Origin of the sequence: Salipiger sp. IMCC34102, from assembly GCF_004145405.1 — a bacterium.
Taxonomy (GTDB): Bacteria; Pseudomonadota; Alphaproteobacteria; order Rhodobacterales; family Rhodobacteraceae; genus Loktanella.
The window spans coordinates 286,434-305,397 of the sequence record NZ_SELQ01000001.1; the positions used below are offsets into that span (position 1 = coordinate 286,434).

21 protein-coding genes are annotated in these 18,964 nt (G+C 67.6%); 9 read left to right on the forward strand and 12 right to left on the reverse strand.

Annotated elements, in window-relative coordinates:
* A complete protein-coding gene (locus tag EU805_RS01465; RefSeq protein WP_129762169.1) occupies positions 1–687 on the reverse strand; it encodes a response regulator transcription factor in 687 nt (228 codons plus the stop codon).
* A gap of 157 nt (positions 688–844) precedes the next feature.
* Between EU805_RS01465 and ribA the strand changes: the two genes are divergently transcribed.
* The 4 genes from ribA to EU805_RS01485 are packed head-to-tail and all read left to right on the forward strand — an operon-like array spanning position 845 to position 3,446.
* Positions 845–1,909 (forward strand): GTP cyclohydrolase II, encoded by a 1,065-nt coding sequence (gene ribA, locus EU805_RS01470; RefSeq protein ID WP_129762170.1) that lies wholly within the window; start codon positions 845–847, stop codon positions 1,907–1,909.
* Positions 1,906–2,451 (forward strand): L,D-transpeptidase, encoded by a 546-nt coding sequence (locus EU805_RS01475; RefSeq protein WP_129762171.1) that lies wholly within the window; start codon positions 1,906–1,908, stop codon positions 2,449–2,451. Before ribA ends, EU805_RS01475 begins: the two co-directional genes overlap by 4 nt.
* A gap of 45 nt (positions 2,452–2,496) precedes the next feature.
* The gene (locus tag EU805_RS01480; RefSeq protein WP_129762172.1) at positions 2,497–3,000 is read left to right on the forward strand and encodes an RNA pyrophosphohydrolase; all 504 of its coding nucleotides are present in this window, start codon (positions 2,497–2,499) and stop codon (positions 2,998–3,000) included.
* A complete protein-coding gene (locus EU805_RS01485; protein ID WP_129762173.1) occupies positions 2,997–3,446 on the forward strand; it encodes a hypothetical protein in 450 nt (149 codons plus the stop codon). The genes EU805_RS01480 and EU805_RS01485 overlap by 4 nt, the downstream gene beginning before the upstream one ends.
* Here EU805_RS01485 and EU805_RS01490 read toward each other — a convergent pair.
* Positions 3,438–4,670, reverse strand: a complete 1,233-nt coding sequence (locus EU805_RS01490) for a lytic murein transglycosylase (protein ID WP_129762174.1) — start codon at positions 4,668–4,670, stop codon at positions 3,438–3,440. The genes EU805_RS01485 and EU805_RS01490 overlap by 9 nt on opposite strands.
* Before the next feature lie 129 nt (positions 4,671–4,799).
* Here EU805_RS01490 and EU805_RS01495 point away from each other — a divergent pair, with 129 nt between their 5' ends.
* The 3 genes from EU805_RS01495 to EU805_RS01505 all read left to right on the forward strand — a co-directional run bounded on the left by EU805_RS01495 (position 4,800) and on the right by EU805_RS01505 (position 7,272).
* On the forward strand, positions 4,800–5,657 hold the full coding sequence (locus EU805_RS01495; protein ID WP_129762175.1) for an SDR family oxidoreductase: 858 nt from the start codon (positions 4,800–4,802) through the stop codon (positions 5,655–5,657).
* A gap of 48 nt (positions 5,658–5,705) precedes the next feature.
* Positions 5,706–6,494, forward strand: coding sequence for an ion transporter (locus EU805_RS01500; protein ID WP_129762176.1), 789 nt, complete (start codon positions 5,706–5,708; stop codon positions 6,492–6,494).
* Between the two features lie 127 nt (positions 6,495–6,621).
* Complete coding sequence (locus tag EU805_RS01505; RefSeq protein WP_129762177.1) at positions 6,622–7,272, forward strand: hypothetical protein; 651 nt, start codon at positions 6,622–6,624, stop codon at positions 7,270–7,272.
* 6 nt (positions 7,273–7,278) lie between these two features.
* Here the strand turns inward: EU805_RS01505 and dxs are convergent, their stop codons facing one another.
* From dxs to EU805_RS01535, 6 genes are all read right to left on the reverse strand, one after another.
* Positions 7,279–9,192 (reverse strand): 1-deoxy-D-xylulose-5-phosphate synthase, encoded by a 1,914-nt coding sequence (gene dxs, locus EU805_RS01510; protein WP_129762178.1) that lies wholly within the window; start codon positions 9,190–9,192, stop codon positions 7,279–7,281.
* A 7-nt stretch (positions 9,193–9,199) separates the two neighbouring features.
* Positions 9,200–10,066, reverse strand: a complete 867-nt coding sequence (locus EU805_RS01515; protein WP_242494019.1) for a polyprenyl synthetase family protein — start codon at positions 10,064–10,066, stop codon at positions 9,200–9,202.
* Entirely contained in the window at positions 10,063–10,302 is a 240-nt protein-coding gene (locus tag EU805_RS01520; RefSeq protein ID WP_129762179.1) for an exodeoxyribonuclease VII small subunit, read from the reverse strand. Before EU805_RS01520 ends, EU805_RS01515 begins: the two co-directional genes overlap by 4 nt.
* Positions 10,295–11,224 carry a histone deacetylase family protein gene (locus EU805_RS01525; RefSeq protein ID WP_129762180.1) on the reverse strand — a complete coding sequence of 310 codons (930 nt, stop codon included), beginning with the start codon at positions 11,222–11,224 and terminating at the stop codon, positions 10,295–10,297. Before EU805_RS01525 ends, EU805_RS01520 begins: the two co-directional genes overlap by 8 nt.
* Before the next feature lie 213 nt (positions 11,225–11,437).
* The gene (locus EU805_RS01530; protein WP_129762181.1) at positions 11,438–12,139 is read right to left on the reverse strand and encodes a response regulator; all 702 of its coding nucleotides are present in this window, start codon (positions 12,137–12,139) and stop codon (positions 11,438–11,440) included.
* Positions 12,129–12,641 (reverse strand): MarR family winged helix-turn-helix transcriptional regulator, encoded by a 513-nt coding sequence (locus EU805_RS01535; protein ID WP_129762182.1) that lies wholly within the window; start codon positions 12,639–12,641, stop codon positions 12,129–12,131. The genes EU805_RS01530 and EU805_RS01535 overlap by 11 nt, the downstream gene beginning before the upstream one ends.
* Before the next feature lie 212 nt (positions 12,642–12,853).
* Here EU805_RS01535 and EU805_RS01540 point away from each other — a divergent pair, with 212 nt between their 5' ends.
* Together EU805_RS01540 and EU805_RS01545 are read left to right on the forward strand one after the other, a co-directional pair.
* On the forward strand, positions 12,854–13,723 hold the full coding sequence (locus EU805_RS01540) for a branched-chain amino acid aminotransferase (RefSeq protein WP_129762183.1): 870 nt from the start codon (positions 12,854–12,856) through the stop codon (positions 13,721–13,723).
* Between the two features lie 85 nt (positions 13,724–13,808).
* Entirely contained in the window at positions 13,809–14,720 is a 912-nt protein-coding gene (locus EU805_RS01545; protein WP_129762184.1) for a formate/nitrite transporter family protein, read from the forward strand.
* Here EU805_RS01545 and EU805_RS01550 read toward each other — a convergent pair.
* From EU805_RS01550 to queG, 4 genes are all read right to left on the reverse strand, one after another.
* Positions 14,717–15,637 carry a DMT family transporter gene (locus EU805_RS01550; RefSeq protein ID WP_129762185.1) on the reverse strand — a complete coding sequence of 307 codons (921 nt, stop codon included), beginning with the start codon at positions 15,635–15,637 and terminating at the stop codon, positions 14,717–14,719. The two genes, EU805_RS01545 and EU805_RS01550, sit on opposite strands and share 4 nt — an antisense overlap.
* 75 nt (positions 15,638–15,712) lie before the next feature.
* Positions 15,713–16,693 (reverse strand): phosphatase domain-containing protein, encoded by a 981-nt coding sequence (locus EU805_RS01555; protein ID WP_165351860.1) that lies wholly within the window; start codon positions 16,691–16,693, stop codon positions 15,713–15,715.
* A 20-nt stretch (positions 16,694–16,713) separates the two neighbouring features.
* The gene (locus EU805_RS17555; protein WP_129762187.1) at positions 16,714–17,871 is read right to left on the reverse strand and encodes a PQQ-dependent sugar dehydrogenase; all 1,158 of its coding nucleotides are present in this window, start codon (positions 17,869–17,871) and stop codon (positions 16,714–16,716) included.
* Positions 17,872–17,874: 3 nt separating this feature from the next.
* The gene (queG, locus tag EU805_RS17560) at positions 17,875–18,912 is read right to left on the reverse strand and encodes a tRNA epoxyqueuosine(34) reductase QueG (RefSeq protein ID WP_129762188.1); all 1,038 of its coding nucleotides are present in this window, start codon (positions 18,910–18,912) and stop codon (positions 17,875–17,877) included.
* Between the last annotated feature and the right edge of the window lie 52 nt (positions 18,913–18,964).

Below are 18,964 nucleotides of genomic sequence, written 5' to 3' on the forward strand. Positions count from 1 at the left end.
TCAGGCGACCAGCCGGTAGCCGCCCTGTTCGGTGACCAGCAGGCGCGCGTTGGAAGGATCGGGTTCGATCTTCTGGCGCAGCCGGTAAATATGGGTTTCCAGCGTGTGCGTGGTTACGCCCGCGTTGTAGCCCCAGACCTCGTGCAGAAGCGTGTCGCGCGGCACCACGCCGGAGGTCGAGCGGTAGAGGAACTTGAGGATATTCGTCTCCTTCTCGGTCAGGCGCACCTTGCGGTCATCCTCGGTCACGAGGATCTTCTGCGCGGGCCGGAAGGAATAGGGTCCAAGCTGGAACACCGCATCCTCGGATTGCTCGTGGGTCCGCATCTGGCTGCGCAGGCGCGCCAGAAGGACCGGGAACTTGAACGGCTTGCTCACGTAATCGTTCGCCCCGGAATCAAGACCCAAGATCGTATCGGCATCGCTGTCCTGTGCCGTCAGCATGACGATGGGCGATTTCACGCCCTGCTTGCGCATCAGGCGGCACAACTCGCGGCCATCGGTGTCGGGCAGGCCGACATCCAGGATGATCAGGTCGTAGTGCTGCTCCTTGACCTTGGTCATCGCGTCCGCACCGTCCGCGGCCTCGAACACGTCGAAATCTTCGGTCATGACGAGCTGTTCGCCCAGCGCCTCGCGCAGGTCATCGTCGTCGTCGACAAGAAGGATCTTTTTTACCTGGGGCATCTTCAACCTCGCACTGTCTTGTGTCTCAATCTGTGACGCAGACACGGAACAACAACCAATGCTGCAAAATGTTCACACGGACGTGTGAATTGACGAGAATTTGTTTCACAAGGCAGACGAATGCCCGCATCATGCGGCCCCCGACGAAGGACACCGCATGGGACTTTCCCCCGACAACATCGAACGTCTGGCCCGCGCACGAGCGGACCTTGCCATGGGCGTGCCCGTCGCGGTGGCGGGCGAAGGACTGATCGTTCCCGCTGAGACCCTGACCCCCGACCGCCTGACGGTCCTGCAGGCAATGGGCGCCCAGCTTGCGCTGACCGACTGGCGGGCGCGCACGTTGAAACTGGCGGCCTACGACGGGGATCTGGCGCGCGTGGCGCTGCCGCGGGACGCGACGGTGGACTGGGTCCGCGCATTGGCGGACCCGGCGGGCGACCTCGACCACCCTCTCAAGGGTCCGCTGCGCGGCCTGCGCGACGGGTCGGCGAGCCTGGCCCGCCTCGCGATATCGCTGTGCAAATCCGCCCATCTTTTGCCCGCCGCCCTGATCGTGCCGACACCGGACGCCGCGGCCCTCGCGCAGGCGGAAGGGCTGACCCTGATCGAGCCGGGCGTGGGTCTTGCCCCGCTCGGGCTGCGCCGGGTTAGTTCGGCCCGGCTGCCGATGGCCGTCTCGTCGCAGGGTCGGGTTCATGTCTTTCGCCCCGACGACGGGTCCGAGGAACATTACGCGATCGAGATCGGCTATCCCGACCGGACCACGCCGGTCCTGACGCGCCTGCATTCGGCCTGTTTCACGGGCGATCTGCTGCATAGCCTCAAGTGCGACTGCGGACCGCAGCTCAGGGCGGCGCTGGCGCAGATGGGTGGCGAAGGGGCGGGCGTGCTGCTCTATCTCAACCAGGAAGGTCGCGGGATCGGCCTTGCCAACAAGATGCGGGCCTACGCCCTGCAGGATCAGGGTTTCGATACGGTCGAGGCGAACCACCGCCTTGGCTTCCAGGACGACGAGCGGGACTTCCGCGTGGGCGCCGCGATCCTCACCGCACTCGGGTTCGCGCGGGTGCGGCTCTTGACCAACAACCCCGCCAAGATCGCCCGGATGGAAGAACATGGCGTGCGCGTGACCGAACGCGTACCGCTCAAGGTCGGGCTGACGGAGGAGAACGCGGGCTACCTTGCGACCAAGGCCGCGAAATCGGGACACCTTCTGTGACCCCGGGCGGGCCGCCGGGCGGTCCGAGCCTCCGGGACACGGCGAAACCCGGTCCCTGGGATCTTGTCCTGACCCCGACCCACCTGCGGTTCGCGGGCCTTCGCTTTCCCTGCACCATCGGACGCGGTGGCCTGACCTCCACCAAGCGGGAAGGCGACGGCGCCACGCCGCGCGGCGTTCACGCCATCGTGGGGGCCTACTACCGGCCGGACCGGATGACCCGCCCCGTGGCCTGGGCGCAACCCATCGGGCCGCGGGACCTGTGGTCCGACGACCCGCGTGATCCGGCCTACAACACCCATGTGACCGCCCCGCATCCCTTTGGCCACGAATCGCTGCGGCGCGCCGATCCGATGTACGACCTCGTGCTGGTCGCCGATTGGAACTGGCCCGATGCGGTGCCCGGGAAAGGCTCCGCGATCTTCATCCATCAATGGCGCGGGCCGGGCCGCCCGACCGCGGGCTGCGTCGCGCTGCGCCGCGATCACCTCAGAGCGATTACGGCAAGGTTAAAGACTTACAGTCGGCTTGTTATCGCTTAACGCTGGACCTTTCGGGCAGAACTTGGCCAAACGAAAGGACACCCGATGAAACCCCAAGGCACCTTCATGACGGACGCACAGATCGACGATTTGCCCTACCGCCCCTGTGTCGGCGTGATGCTCGCGAACCCCCGCGGCCACGTCTGGGTCGGCAGCCGGATGGACCGCGACGGCGAAGCCTGGCAGATGCCGCAGGGCGGCGTCGATCCCGGCGAGGATTGCCTGACGGCCGCCAAGCGCGAACTTCTGGAAGAGACCGGGATAGGCGCGCAACTCATCTCGCTCGAGGCGGAATCGCGCGGATTGATCCGCTACGACCTGCCGCACGACCTGGTGGGGAAGGCCTGGGGCGGCAAGTATCGCGGACAGGAGCAGAAATGGTTCCTCTTCCGGTTCCATGGCACCGACGCGGACGTGAACATCGAGACCGAGCACCAGGAATTCGATGCGTGGAAGTGGATGCCGAAGGATCAGCTGGTCGACAATATCGTGCCCTTCAAGCGCTGCGTCTACCAGCAGGTCCTGGCCGAGCTCGGCGCCCGGCTATGAGGACGCTTCTCATCGCCGCGGCACTGCTGGCGGCGGGGCCCGCGACGGCCCTGTCGTGTCTGCGGCCCGATCCGCTGGCGTCCTTCGACATGGCCGCGCAAAGCGAGCTGCCATACCTCGTGCTGAGCGGTCGGATCACCCCCATCGGCGCGCCTCCGGCGGAAGATCAGGCGGGCGCCTATGCCGCCCGGCTGACCGGCGAGGGGCTGGCCTACGAAGGTCTTACGGTCCCATTCGACGAGACCGTCACCCTCGATCTGCAATGCAATGGCCCCTGGTGCGGCGTCCCACCGGGCGATGATCCGGTGCTGGTCTTCGCCCGCGTGGATGGCGAGCGCCCGCTGATCGAACTCGACCCCTGCAGCACCTGGGTATTTCCCGCCCCGGACAGGCAGACGGAAGAGGCGCTCGCGCAGTGCCTGACGGACGGCGCCTGTTCACCGTAGCCGCTCAAGCAACCCCAGCGAGGCGTAACCGTCCTGCGGCAGGCCGCGGCTTGCCTGGTACTGCCGGATCGCGCCGCGGGTGCCCGACCCGATCTGTCCGTCGACGCCGTTCGTGTCGAACCCGGCGGCGGTCAGGCGCTGCTGCAGCTCGACCCGCTCGGCGCGCTTGAGGTTGCGCTCACCGGCCTGGAACGGGACTTGCAGCGGCCCCTGCCCGTTGATGCGGTCGCCCAGGTGTCCGACGCCGATGATATAGGCCTCGGCGTTGTTGTAGCGGCTGATGACGTCGAAATTGTTGAACACCAGGAAAGCCGGTCCGCCCGCGCCCGTGGGCGTGATCAGGCTGGCCGTGCCGTAATCGGGCACCGGCTGTCCGTTGGTGCCGACGACGCCGCGGGCGGCCCAGGCGGCGGTCGACTGCTTCACGTTGCGCGACGACTGGCCGTAGTCGAAATTGGCGGGGAGGCGCACCTCGACCCCCCAGGGCTGGCCGCGGGTCCAGCCGAAGTTCGACAGATACGCCGCGGTGGAAGCCAGCGCGTCGGACGGGTCGTCCGCCCAGATGTCGCGCCGTCCGTCACCGGTGAAATCCACCGCATAGGCGGCGTAGCTGGTGGGGATGAACTGCGTGTGGCCCATCGCCCCCGCCCAGCTGCCGGTCATCCGGTCGGGCGTCACGTCGCCGTTCTGCAGGATCTTCAGCGCGGTCACCAACTGCTCTTCGAAGAACCGGCCCCGCCGCCCGTCGTAGGCCAGCGTCGCCAGGGTCGAGATCAGGGGCACGTCGCCGCGGCGCGCGCCGTAGTTGCTTTCCATCCCCCAGACCGCGACCACGATGTGTGGCGGAACGCCGTAGGTCGCCTCGATCCGCGACAGAAGGCCCGCATATTCCTGCACCCGGGCGCGCCCGTTCGACACCCGGTCGTCGGAGGCGGCGGTCGCCATGTAATCGGCCAGCGGCTTGACGAACTCGGCCTGGTTGCGGTCGCGCCGGATGCTGTCGGGCAGGTAGCCCGCCCGGGCGAAGGCCGCGTCGAAGGTCGCGCCGGAGACGCCCTGCGACAAGGCCCGTGGCCGAAAGTTGGCGATCCACTGGGTCAGGCCCGCGTTCGGAACCGGCACCGTTCCTTCGGTCGAAGGCCGCGCCTCGGGGCGCGCGGTCGACGTGGGACCGGCACAGGCGGCGGTGGCAAGAAACAGGGCGAGCAAGGCGAAGGTGCGCATCAGAGATCCGGTGGCTGGGGTCGGTCCCACCCTGCGGCCAGACGCCCGCGTGGGCAAGGGGATCGCGGCCTTCCGGCGGCTCTTCGCGCATGGTTGCATCCAGGTTTCGGCAAGGCGATGGTCCGCGCCATGAACACGCTTCTTTCCTTCGGTCACGGCTATTCCGCGCAGGCGCTCGAACGGCGTCTGCTGCCGCGCGGCTGGCGCGTCATCGGCACCACCCGCAACGCGGAGAAGGCCGCAGACTTCGGCGCCCGCGGCGTGGAGCCCCTGATCTGGCCGGGCGCGGAAGTGACGCCCGCGCTGGACACCGCGACGCATCTGCTGATCTCCGCCGCCCCCGGGGAGGACGGCGATCCGGTGCTGGCCCGCCTGCGGGACGAGATTGCGGCCCGCGCGGGTCAGTTCGCCTGGGTCGGGTATCTCTCGACCACCGGCGTCTACGGCGATCACGGGGGCGATTGGGTGGACGAGGATGCGCCGCTCACCCCCGCCACCACCCGCGGTCAGGCCCGGGTCGAGGCGGAGGCTGCCTGGCGTGCGATCCCGGGCCTGCCGCTGCACATCTTCCGGCTTGCAGGGATCTACGGTCCGGGCCGCGGCCCGTTCTCCAAGGTGCGCAACGGGACCGCGCGACGGATCATCAAGGACGGACAGGTCTTCAGCCGCACCCATGTCGACGACATCGCCCAGGTGCTCGACGCCTCGATCCAGCGACCCAACCCGGGTGCGGTCTACAACGTCTGCGACGACGACCCCGCCCCGCCGCAGGACGTGATCGCCCATGCCGCCCGGCTGCTGGGCCTGCCCGTGCCCGAGGCCGTGCCCTTCGCGGAGGCAGACATGTCGCCCATGGCCCGCAGCTTCTACGCCGAGAGCAAGAAGGTGCGGAACGAGCGGATCAAGGACGAGCTTGGCGTCGAGCTGCTCTATCCCGACTACCGTTCGGGGCTTCAGGCGCTGCTGACCGCCGAAGGGGGCGCTTGAACTTGAGCCCCGCGCTGGGCATATCTGGCCGAACCCCAAGAGGCTCACATGTCCCTGCGCCAGACCCTTGCCCGCCAGCTTGACCGCGCGCGCGTCAAGAACACCATCCTCGCCGTCATCGTCCTCAACGCCATCCTCCTGGGGTTGGAGACCTCCGCCCCGGTCATGGAAGCCGCGGGCCCGCTGATCAAGGCGCTGGACACCGCCTGCCTTGCGATCTTCGTGATCGAACTCGCCGCGAAGCTCTACGTCCAGCGCAGCGCGTTCTGGCAGAACGGTTGGAACATCTTCGACTTCATCGTGGTGGGCGTGGCGCTGATCCCGTCCAGCCAGGGCCTGTCGGTCCTGCGGGCGTTGAGGGTCCTGCGGGCGCTGCGCGTGATCTCTGTCGCGCCGTCGCTGCGCCGCGTGGTCGAGGGGCTGGTCACGGCGCTGCCCGGCATGGCCTCGGTGTTCCTGCTTATGGGCATCGTCTTCTACATCGGCGCGGTGATGGCCACGACACTCTTCGGGGCGGCCTTTCCCGAATGGTTCGGCACGCTGGGCCGGTCGCTCTACTCGCTGTTCCAGATCATGACGCTTGAATCGTGGTCCATGGGCATCGTCCGCCCGGTGATGGAGGTCTATCCCTTCGCCTGGGTGTTCTTCGTGCCCTTCATCCTCGTCACCACCTTCGCGGTGGTGAACCTGCTGGTGGGCCTGATCGTGAACTCGATGCAGGACGCCCACCACGAAGAGGCGGGTGCGGCCACCGATGCCTACCGCGACGACGTCATGGCCAAGCTGGACGCGATCGAGCGGCGGCTGGATCAGGTGTCGGATCGCCCCGGGCGGTAAATGACGCCGAACGCCGGGGCACTTCGCCAAGGCCTTGATCGTATTCAGTCAAACCGTTAGGGCGCCCCGATGCCGTGACCCGATCCGGGTCGCCGCCAGATTTCGGCCCATCGGAAATGAATGCCCCATGATCATCGTTGACACGCCCGCGACCCGCGGGCCCCTGGTTTCTGCCGCCTGTTTCGCCCTTGCCGCCCTCGCGATGGTGATGCTCGACTGGGCGATGCTGCCCACGAACCGCTCCCTGACCCGCGAAGGCGGTGCGATCGAGGTCATGTCGATGCTGGGCTACGTCTACGCGGCGGTGGTCTACCTGCGTCTCGCGCAGCCGGTCTTCTGGCCCGTGCCCGCCCTCCTCCTCTTCATGGCGGGTCGCGAGGCCGACGCCGACAAGCGGTTCACCAGCGAGGGGATCCTCAGCACCAAGATCCTTCTGCGCGACACGCCGCTTTGGGAGAAACTGCTGGCGGTGGGCGTCTGGGTCCTGATCGTCGCAAGCCTCATCCTGCTGATCCGGCACCGTGGCCCGGCGCTGCTGCGCGCCTTGCGTCACGGCGCGCCCTGGGCGCTGGCATTCGCGGCCGGCCTGTTCCTCGCCGCCTTCAGCAAGGCCATCGACGGGCTGGGCCGAAAGCTGCTGACCTTCGGGATCGAGGTGGCCCAGGGGGTGGAGCACAACGCGGGCCTGCTGGAGGAATTGCTGGAACTGCTGATCCCGCTTCTGTTCCTGATCGCGATCGGCCTGAAGGCTGACGAGCGCGAGGTCGGCCCGGACTGAGATCCCTCAGGCCCGCTTCTCCAACCGCGCGACACCCAGCACGTCCAGAACCTTCGCCTCGATGTCATCGGCGCTCAGCTTCGCCGTGGCATACATGTCCGCGGGACTGGCCTGGTCAATGAACGTGTCCGGCAACACCATCGAGCGGAACTTCAGGCCTTCGTCGAAGACCCCTTCGTCGGACAGCAACTGCGCCACGTGACTGCCGAAACCGCCCACGGCGCCTTCCTCGATGGTGATCAGCGCCTCGTGGTCGGCGGCGAGTTTCAGGATCATCTCGCGGTCGAGCGGCTTGGCGAAGCGCGCGTCGGCGACAGTGGGCGTGATGCCACGGGCGGCGAGCGCCTCGCAGGCACGCTCGACCTCGGACAGGCGGGTGCCGAAGGACAGGATCGCGACGCGCTTGCCTTCGCGGATCATCCGCCCGCGGCCGATCTCCAGCGGTTGCGCGTCGGTTGGGATTTCCACCCCGACGCCTTCGCCGCGCGGGAAGCGGAAGGCGATGGGACCGTCGTCGTGGGCCGCGGCGGTGACGACCATACGCACCAGTTCCGCCTCGTCCGCGGCGGCCATGACGACGAAACCGGGCAGGTTCGCCAGGAAGGCCACGTCGAAGCTGCCGGCGTGCGTGGCACCATCGGCGCCCACCAACCCGGCCCGGTCGATGGCGAAGCGCACCGGCAGACGCTGGATCGCCACGTCATGCACCACCTGGTCGTAGCCACGCTGCAGGAAGGTCGAATAGAGCGCCGCGAAGGGTCTCATCCCGCCGGCCGCCATGCCTGCGCAAAAGGTCACGGCGTGCTGCTCGGCGATGCCCACATCGAAACAGCGGGAGGCGTAGCGCTCCATGAACTTGTCCAGCCCGGTGCCGTCCGGCATCGCCGCCGTCACCGCGACGATGCGATCGTCCTTCGCCGCAAGGTCCATCAGCGTCCTGGAAAAGACCGAGGTATAGGAGGGCGCGTTGCTCTTGGACTTCTGCACCTCGCCGGTGCGCACGTCGAACTTGCCGCGCGCGTGACCACGGTCGGCAGAGGCTTCGGCGGGCGCGAACCCCTTGCCCTTGCGGGTGATCGCGTGGATCAGGATCGGCCCGGTCGCGCGCTCCTTCACGGTGCGCAGGACGGCAGTGAGCTGGTCCATGTCGTGGCCGTCGATGGGGCCGACGTAGGAAAAGCCCAACTGCTCGAACAGCGTCCCGCCCACGGTCATGTGCTTGAGCATGTCCTTGGCGCGCTTGGCCCCCTCGCGGAACGGCGGGGGCAGGAAGGATACCGCCCCCTTGGCGGCCGCCTTGAACTCCTGGAACGGGGCACCGGCGTAAAGCTGGCTCAGGTAGGACGACAGCGCGCCCACGGGCGGTGCGATCGACATCTCGTTGTCGTTGAGGATCACGATCAACCGCTTGCCCAGGTGGCCCGCGTTGTTCATCGCCTCGAAGGCCATGCCCGCCGACATCGCCCCGTCGCCGATGACCGCGATGGCATCGCCGCCGCCCGCGCCCAGATCCCGCGCCGTGGCAAAGCCCAGGGCCGCACTGATCGAGGTGCTGGAATGCGCCGCGCCGAATGGGTCGTAGGGCGATTCTGAGCGCTTGGTGAAGCCCGAGAGCCCCCCTTTCTGCCGCAGCGTCTGCATCCGGTCGCGCCGTCCGGTAAGGATCTTGTGCGGATAGCACTGGTGGCTGACGTCCCAGATGATCTTGTCGCGCGGCGTATCGAAGATCGCGTGCAGCGCCACGGTCAGCTCGACCACGCCCAGGCCCGCACCCAGGTGCCCGCCGGTGGTGGACACGGCGCTGATCGTCTCGGCCCGCAGCTCGTCGGCCAGTTGGCGCAACTGGCGGTCCGACAGGGTCTTCATGTCCGATGGCGACTGGATCGTGTCCAGCAGGGGCGTGGCGGGTCGGTCGGTCATGGGGTCCTCACTTGTCGCGCTCGATCACGAATCGCGCGGCGTCCTTGAGTGTATCAGCGGCTTCGCCGTAGGGGGTCAATGCGGCGCAGGCGGTCTCGACCAGTTCCCGCGCACGCGCGCGCGCGCCATCGAGGCCCAGCAGCGACACGAAGGTGGCCTTGCCCGCATCCGCGTCCTTGCCCACTGCCTTGCCCACGGTGGCGGCATCGCCGGACACGTCCAGCACGTCGTCCGCGATCTGGAACGCGAGGCCCAGCGCATCGCCGAAGACCTCGAGCGGCCCGATGTCGGCGCACGCGATCCGCGGTCCGGCACAGGCCGCCCAGGTGATGAGCGCACCGGTCTTGCCTGCCTGCAGCGTCGTGATCCCATCCAGATCGAGCGGCGGCCCGGTCTCCGCCGCGATGTCGAGCGCCTGCCCCAGCACCATGCCCCGCGCGCCCGCCGCCTGCGCCAGGGTATGCACCAGCTCCGCCCGGGCCGCGTCGGGGACATGGCTCGCCGGATCGCTGGCCAGCTCGAAGGCCAGGCTTTGCAGCGCGTCGCCTGCAAGGATCGCCGTCGCCTCGTCCCACTTGCGATGCACCGTGGGTTGCCCGCGCCGCAGGTCGTCGTCGTCCATCGACGGCAGGTCGTCGTGGATCAGGCTGTAGGCATGCAGCGCCTCGATCGCAGCCGCGGCACAGCCGGCACGATCGCCCACGCCGTGCAGCCGCGCCCCTTCGCGCACCAGGAAGGCCCGCAGCCCCTTGCCGCCATGCACCGCGTAGATCATCGCGTCGTGCAGCGGCTGCCGCGGACCGGAGGCGATGCGCGTCTCGATCAGCCGCACCGCGGCCGAGGCATCCAGCGTCAACCGGTCGGGAAAGCTCACGGATCGAGCGGTGCGGTGCCCGCGGCCTCGCCGTCCGGACCCACGGTGATCTTGGCGACCTTGGCCTCGGCCTCCGACAGCTTGGCCTCGCAGCGCTTCTTCAGCGCCGCGCCGCGCTCGTAGAGCGAGATGCTCTCCTCCAAGGCCACGTCGCCGCGCTCCAGCTTGCCCACGACGACCTCCAGCTCGCGGATCGCGTCCTCGAAGGTCATCTTCTCGACCGGTGTGTCAGCCATTGGCGTGCTCCATCAAAACCGTCACATGCGCGGCCGCACTCCGGCCCAGCGCTTCGAGGTCATACCCACCTTCCAGGCACGACACCACCCGGCCGTGGCACAGATCCGCCGCCAGATCGCAAAGCGCTTCGGTAATCCAGGCAAAATCCCCCTCCACCAGCGATAGTCCGGCCAGCGGATCGTCCGCATGGGCATCGAACCCGGCCGAAATCAGGATCAGCTCCGGCGCGAAGTCGGCCACGCGGGTCAGCACCTTGGCTTCGACCTCCGCGCGGAAGGCGGCTCCTTTTGTCCCCTCCGGCAGCGGCACGTTCACCACGTTGTCCGCGACGCCGGTCTCCGAGGCCGCCCCGGTGCCGGGATAGAGCGGGCTCTGGTGGGTCGAGCAGAACAGGATCCGGGGATCGCTTTCGACGAGGTCCTGCGTCCCGTTGCCGTGATGGACGTCGAAATCCACGATGGCGACGCGGGACAGCCCGTGATGCTCCAGCGCGTGCTTGGCGGCGATCGCCACGTTGCCCAGAAAGCAGAACCCCATCGCGGTCGCGGTTTCGGCATGGTGCCCCGGGGGCCGCATGGCGACGAAGGCATTGCGCGCCTCGCCCCCCAGCACCATGTCCACCGCGCGCACCGCCCCGCCGGCCCCGCGCCAGGCCGCGGCGAGCGAGCCCCGCGACATGTGCGTATCGGCGTCGAGCGACACCCACCCCTCCTCGGGCGCAGCTTTCTCCAGGGCGTCGAGGTAATCCACCGGATGACACCGCAGCACATCGTCGCGCGCGGCCATGGGCGCCGTGACGCGGGTCAGGTCCAACCCGTCCAGCGCGCGCCAGACCGCGTCCATCCGTGCCACCTGCTCCGGGTGCCCCGGCGGCGTCACGTGGTCGAGGCAGTCCTCGTGAGTGATCAAGACAGTCTTCATACCGTCGAACAAACCGCGCCCATCGCCAAAGCACAAGCCACCTGCACCTGAAAATCACGCGACCGGGCCCAGACGCGGCATCCCTCCATCTGGCAAGATAAACTCTCCCGCCGAAGGCGTCCCGCCCCCACCACATGTACACCGCCGGGCCCGGGGGGCTCAGCTACCAGCCGCCGGTTATTATAGACGCGCGCGACAGCGCGCTCCGCTGTTTCAGTCGGGCGAGAGCATGTAGCCCGCGCCGCGCACGGTCTGAAGGTAGCGGGGCTGCTTGGGGTCGGGTTCGATCTTGCGCCGCAGCCGCGTGATCTGCACGTCGACGGCCCGTTCCTGTGTCTGCCCGCCGGAGCGCGACAGCTCCTCGACGAGTTCCTGCCGGGTGACGGGATCGTGCGGCCGGGCCGCGAAGATGCGCATCAACTGGCTTTCGGTCGCCGTCAGGCGCACCGGCGCGTCGCCGTCGCGCATCTCGGCCCTGTTCAGATCGTAGACCAGCGTGCCCAGTTTCAGCTCGGTCGCGGGCATTGGCTTGGCCTCTTCGCGCGGGGCACGGCGCAGGATCGCGTTGATCCTCAGCAGAAGCTCCTTGGGCTCGAACGGCTTGGCGAGGTAGTCGTCCGCCCCCGCCTCCAGCCCCGCGATACGGTCGGCGGTCTCCCCTTTCGCGGTCAGCAAGAGGATCGGCGTCCCGATCCGGTGGCGCAGGTCGGTGCAGAAGGTCACGCCATCCTCGCCCGGCATCATGACGTCCAGCACGATCAGGTCGAACTCCAGCCCTTCCAGCAGGCGACGTGCGTGAGCGGCATCGCGCGCGAGCGTCACCATGAAGCCCGAGCGATGCAGGAACTTGCGCAGGAGCGCACGGATCCGCTCGTCGTCGTCGACGACCAGCAGGTGGGCGGCATCAGCGTCCATCGGGATCCTCCGTCAGCGATTGGTACTGCGCCCGCATCTCGGGGTCCATCATCGCCTCCAGCACCGCGCGGAAACCCGCGACGGCCCCCGGCCCCGCCGCGCGGTAGGCATCGCGCATCCGCGCCCGCTGGGCGTCCGACAAGGCCCGTTCCAGTTCGGCGCCCGCCTCCGTCAACCTCAGGTGCCTTTCCCGACGGTCACGACTGCCCACGGTCGAGACCACCAGCCCGTCCGCGATCAGCGTCCGCAGGACACGGTTCAATGACTGCTTGGTCACACCAAGGGTAGAGAGCAGGTTGTTGACCGTCGTGCCGGGACTGCGGTGGATGAAATGGATCGCCCGGTGATGCGCGCGGCCGTAGCCCTTTTCGCCCAGGATCCGGTCGGGATCCGCGGTGAATCCGCGGTAGGCGAAGAACATCGCCTCGATTCCCTTTCGCAGCTGGTCGTCCGTCAGGAACAGCAGGCTGCGACCTTGCTGCGTGCCGCTGTCAGAGCTCATGCATCCCGTCCGTCGTTCGATCCCGCCCCGTTCTACGTCAAACATCCTGACGTTGACAGGTCTTTGCCGACGCGACCCGGACTTTACGGCGCGATACGTCAGCCTTGTTGACATGCCTGCGCCCGACTGTTAGCGATCCGCCACCACAAACGAAATATTATGTCCGAAACGGACGCATCTGCGACACAAAGACGTTAGGAGCGGAGGATACGATGGAAACCGGTTACGACGATCGCGACGGAAAGATCTGGCTGGACGGCCAGTTGGTCGAGTGGCGCGACGCCAAGGTGCACGTGCTGACCCATGCGCTGCACTACGCCTCCTCCGTCTTCGAGGGGGAGCGCTGCTACTCCGGCAAGATCTTCCTAGACCGCAAGCACACCGAGCGCCTGCATTTTTCGGCCAACTGCCTCGACTTCGAGATTCCATACGACGTCGATACGCTGATGGCGGCCAAGCAAGAGGTTCTCAAGGCCAACGGCCTGACCGACGCTTACGTGCGGGCCTTCGCCTGGCGCGGCGCGGGGCCGGACATGGGGGTCGCCTCCGCCCGCAACCCGGTGCGCACCGCCATCGCGGCCTGGCACTGGGGCAATTACTACGGCGACGCCAAGACCAAGGGCGCCAAGCTCGACATCGCGAAATGGAAGCGCCCCTCGCCCGAGACCATCCCGCACCAGGCCAAGGCCGCGGGGCTTTACATGATCGCCACCATGTCCAAGCACGCGGCAGAGGCGAAGGGATGTTCCGACGCACTGATGTTCGATTACCGCGGCTACGTGGCCGAATGCACCGGGGCGAACCTCTTTTTCGTCAAGGACGGCGAGGTCCACACCCCCCTGCCCGACTGCTTCCTGAACGGGCTGACGCGGCAGACGGTCGTGAAGATGCTCAAGGAAAAGGGCATCACCGTGCACGAACGCCACATCATGCCCGAGGAGCTGGAAGGCTTCGAGCAATGCTGGCTGACCGGTACCGCCGCCGAGGTCACACCCGTGGGACAGATCGGCGACTATCAGTTCGAGGTCGGCGCGCTGACGCTGGATATCGCGAAGTCCTACGAGGATCTGGTGCGCGCCTGACCCTGCGGGCGGCGCGGGCCCGACCCGCGCCGCCTTGATCCCCCCTGCCGCAGCGCCATCTGTCCGGTCCAGAGAAGGATGCGCGATGGCCCATGACGACGAAGACGCCGAGTTCCGCCGCGCGGTGGAACACAACGAAGCCAAGCGGCAAGCCGCCCAGGCCGACCGGCAGGAAAGGGAACTGAACCAGGAGGAAGAGGAGGAGGCCGTCCGCGACGCCTCCCACATGTCGGCCAAGCTCGTCTACCAGGTGGTCCGGCGTGAAGGCGACGACGAGTTGCTGCGCCCCTCGACAGCCCTCTTCTGGTCGGGGATCGCGGCGGGGGTCTGCATCAGCTTCTCGGTCATCGGACAGGGCATCTTCCACGCCTGGCTGCCGGAAGCGGAGTGGCGCCCACTGGTCGAAAGCTTCGGCTACACCTTCGGGTTCCTCATCGTCATCATCGGACGGATGCAGCTCTTTACCGAGAACACGCTGACGACCGTGCTGCCGCTGCTTGCGCGGCCCAGCCGGCTCCTCCTCGTCTCGGTCGCGCGGTTGTGGGGGATCGTGGCCCTTGCCAACGTGATCGGCTGCTTCATCGCCGCCGTCTTCATCGCCTATATCCCGGCCTTCGAGCCGGAGGTGGTCGAAGGCATGATGACCGTCTCCCACCACGCCCTGGGCCTTGCCCCGCTCACGGCCTTCTTCAAGGCGATCCCGGCGGGCCTTCTGATCGCGGCGCTCGTCTGGATGCTGGCCGCGGGCGAGCGGACGAGCTTTCTCGTGATCTTCGTGATGACCTGGCTGATCGCGGCAGGCGGGTTCACCCATATCATCGCGGGTTCGGCCGAAATGGCGCTGCTCATCGTGACCGGCGAGTTGGGGATCATCCGGGCCGTCTTCGGGTTCTGGGTGCCGGTGTTCCTGGGCAATGTCTTCGGCGGCACGGTCGTCTTCAGCATGATCACCTGGGGCCAGGTCCGCGAAGAGGTGAAGGCCCGCCGCGCCGCCTAGAACTTGCCGACGGTCCCGGTGACCTTGCGTTGCCGGGCCCGTTGCAGACCCAGATGCCGCTCGCGCAGGATGATCGCGATCCCCGCCGCGATCACCACTGCGGCGCCCAGCAGCATCGTGCCGGTGGGGACCTCGTCGAAGACCAGGTAACCGATGATCAGTGCCAGCAACATGGAACTGTAGTCGAAGGGCGCCACCAGCGACGCCTCGGCGAAGCGGTAGCTGGAGGTCAGGAATATCTGCCCGAGCCCGCCCAGCAGACCTGCCGTCACGAGCATCGCCAGCATCGGGGCAGAGGGCATGACCCAGCCCCAGGGCAGGGTCAGGAAGGATGCGATCGTGGCGGTGACGGAAAACCAGAAGACGATGGCGGCGGTGTTCTCGGTCGCGACCATCTTGCGCACGAAGACCTGCGCAAGTGCGGCGAAGACGGCTCCCATCAGCACCAGCACGGCCCCCAGCGTCTGCGCGGTATCGGTGCCGACGCCCAGCGACAGCCGCGGCGACAGGACGATCAACACCCCGACCATCCCCGCCGCGACCGAGCTGAGGCGGAAGATCCCCACCCGTTCGTTCAGGAACATGGCGGCGAAGATGACCACCAGAAGCGGCGCGGCATAGCCGATCGCGGTCACCTCCGGCAGCGGCAGCAAACCTAAGCCGGCAAAGCCCAACCCCATGGCGCTCGTCCCCGCAAGGCCGCGCCAGACGTGGCCCAGGGGGTACGCGGTCTTCCAGCCGTCGCGCAACTCGTGCCGCATGGCGAGCCAGATCAGGATCACCGGCAGCGCAAGGAAGGATCGGAAGAACACCGCCTCCCCCGGTGGCACCTCGACCGAAGCCGCCTTGATCAGCGCCGACATGATGACGAAGAGGCACACCGATACCAGCTTCAACCCGATCCCGCGCAACGGCATTCCGGACGTCCTTTCCCGCGCGGGGGATCACAGGCCCCGCGCCACTTCAAATCCTTCGGCAGGAAGGCCCTGCCGTCACTCGGCAGGCTGCACTTTCGCGGCCAGAAGGGCCAGAGCCTCCCGGTAGGTATTTCCCACGGTCACGTCGATATTCGCGGCCCGCATCCGGTCGATCTGCAACGCGTCGTCGGCGCCCACCCCGTCGGCGGCGCTGCGCAGGACCACGTGCACGATCCGTCCGGGATGCCGCGACACGGCGTCCGCGTAGATCTGCGCATCGTGCTGTCCGGTGTCGCCGATCAGTACCGCGGGCAGATGCGGGTTCGCGGCCATCAGGATATCGATCGCGTCGCCCTTGTGGTTGCCGTGGCTGGACGTCAGGAACTGGTCCTCGGAGAACCCGTAGTCCTTGAGGAACTTCGGCCCCGCCGGCAAGCCGGCCCGTGCGAAGACGTCTTCGAGGAACTCGTGGAAATTCCACGGGCTGGAACTGACGAAGTAGACCGGGTTGCGCCCGTCCTGCCGCAGCACCTGCATCAACTCGACCGCATCCGGGTAGACCGTGCGGCTCTCCACGCTGCCCGTGAAGGAGGTCCACAGGTTCGTCAGCGTGTTATGCGCCCCGGTCTTCATCATCGTGTCGTCGATATCCGAGATCACCATGAGCCCCGCGTCGGGCCGCGCGATCAGCACGGGGCACTCGGCCGAGGTTCCGCCGCCCGAGACGGGCACATCCACCCACCCCTGCCGGTCGCGCCGCGGCACGAAAAGCGTGAAATACCCTTCCGCATCCGTCACCGCGCTATGCGCACCGGACCGCAGCGTCACGCCAGACACCTCGTGCGTGGCGAACAGACGGAACATCTGCCGGGCGTTGGCCAACCGGCTTCCGCCCTTGACGTCCCGCTCGGCCTCCCGGATCGCGAGGACCCGGCCGCGTGCCACCAGGTGCTCCGGCGTGGCGTACCCATGGTAGGGTTCGATCACCAAACGCGCGAGATCACCACGGAAAAAGACCCGTTCCACCGCGACCTCGACAACCGCGGCGGCGCGCATGACGGCATTCTTCAGGACCTTCATGCGTCGGGGGATACGCGCAGGATGCGCCCGGGGTCCGCGTCGATCAGCAAAAGAAGGTCGCCGTCCGAAAGCACCTCCACGTCACGGATCCGGCCTTCGTTGCGCAGCAACCGCTCTTCACCGGTCACCCGGCCGTCTTCGAGCTTCAGGCGAACCAGCGCGCCGGGGTTCAGACCCGCCACGAACAGATCGCCTTGCCACTCCGCGTGATCGCCATCGTAGAAACCGATCCCGCCGGGGGCGATCACCGGATCCCAGTAGTAGACCGGCTGCTCCATCCCCTCCATCACGGCCTCGCCGGAGCCGATGGGATCGCCGTCGTAACGTATCCCGTAGGAGATCACGGGCCAGCCGTAGTTCAACCCCGGCTCGGGCCGGTTCAACTCGTCGCCGCCGCGCGGTCCGTGCTCCATCGTCCAGAGCGCCCCGTCCGGGCCGATGTCGGCGCCCTGGATGTTGCGATGTCCGTAGGACCAGATGCTGTCGACGCCATCCTGGCCGACGAAGGGATTGTCCTGCGGCACGCTGCCGTCGGCGTTCAGCCGGATCACCTTGCCGTAGGTGGTGCTGTTGTCCTGCGCGAGGTCGCGCGTCGCGTCGGAACTGTGCTCGCCGGTCGTGATGTAGACCATGCCGTCATCGGTCGGCACGATGCGGCTGCCGTAGTGCTTGGCCACGGAAGAGGGCGGGTCCTGCACGAAGATCTCGGTCACGTCCGATAGCCCCTCGTCGCCCAAGGTCGCGCGGGCGGCAGCGGTGACGGTGCCGCCCTCGACCCGCTTGGCGTAGGTCAGGAAGATCGTTCCCGTCTCGGCGAAATCGGTGCCGATGGCCACGTCGAGCAGGCCGCCCTGGTCACGTGCGTCGACCTCCGGCACGCCCGACAGCGGATCCGACACCTCGCCCTCGGCAGAGACGCGCACCAGCGTGCCGGGCCGCTCGGTCACCAGGAAGGACCCGTCGGGCAGTTCGGCGATTCCCCAGGGACGGTTCAGCCCCTCGGCGAAGACGCTCGTGGTCACGGCGCTGTCCGGCAGGGCCGGCGCGCGGGTCTGGTTTTCGAAAGCGGGTTCGAAACCGGCGTTCTTCGGTCCCTGCTCGACCTGCGCGCAGGCGAGGGTCGGCAGAAGGCTCAAGGCAATGGCGATGCGCATGGGTCAGATCCTCTTCAGCTGGGACAACGCCCAACTGGCGGCATCGGCCACGGCAGGATCGCTGTCGTCTCTCAGCGGGGCCAACGCCGCGGCAAGGTCGGGGTTCCCGGAATTGCCGATGGCGTAGGCCACGTTGCGCACGAAACGGTCCCGCCCGATGCGCTTTATCGGCGAGCCCGAAAACCGTTCGCGAAAGGCGGCATCGTCCAGGGCGGCCAGATCCGCCAGCGCAGGCGCACGCAGATCGTCGCGCGCCGTCAGCCGCTGGTCCCGCGCCTCGACCGCGAACTTGTTCCACGGGCACACGGCAAGGCAATCGTCACACCCGTAGATCCGGTTGCCCAGCGCGGCGCGGAACTCTTCCGGGATCGGCCCCCTGTGTTCGATGGTCAGGTAGGAGATGCAGCGCCGGGCATCCAGCTTGAAGGGTGCGGGAAAGGCATTCGTGGGGCACACGTCGAGGCACTTGCGGCAGGATCCGCAATGCTCCACCTCCGGCGCATCGGGCGCAAGCTCCAGCGTGGTGAAGATCGCGCCGAGGAAGACCCAGTTGCCCAGATCGCGCCCCAGCAGGTTGGTGTGCTTGCCCTGCCAGCCCAGCCCCGCCGCCTGCGCCAGCGGTTTCTCCATGACGGGGGCAGTATCGACGAAGACCTTGATCTCCGCGCCGGGGCTCTGCTCGATCAGCCAGCGCCCGACCCGCTTGAGGCGTTTCTTGACCACGTCGTGATAGTCGCGCCCCTGCGCATAGACAGAAATCGCCGCGCGGTCGCGCCGCTCCAGGATCTCCAGGGGGTCATGCTCGGGACTGTAACTCTCCGCCAACATGATGATCGACCGCGCCTCGGGCCACAGGGCGCGCGGATCGCCGCGCCAGGCCATCCGCTCACCCATCCAGGCCATCTGTCCGTGATGCCCCGCCTCGACGAAGGCCCCCAGCCGCGCGCCTGCGTCCGGCACCGCATCGGGCCGACAGATCCCGACCTTCACGAACCCGGCCTCTTGCGCGAAGGCCCGCAACCGAGCACCCAGATCCTTCATTCTTCTGGCCAAAAATATCCCGGGGGAGCGCCGCCAGGCGCGGGGGCAGAGC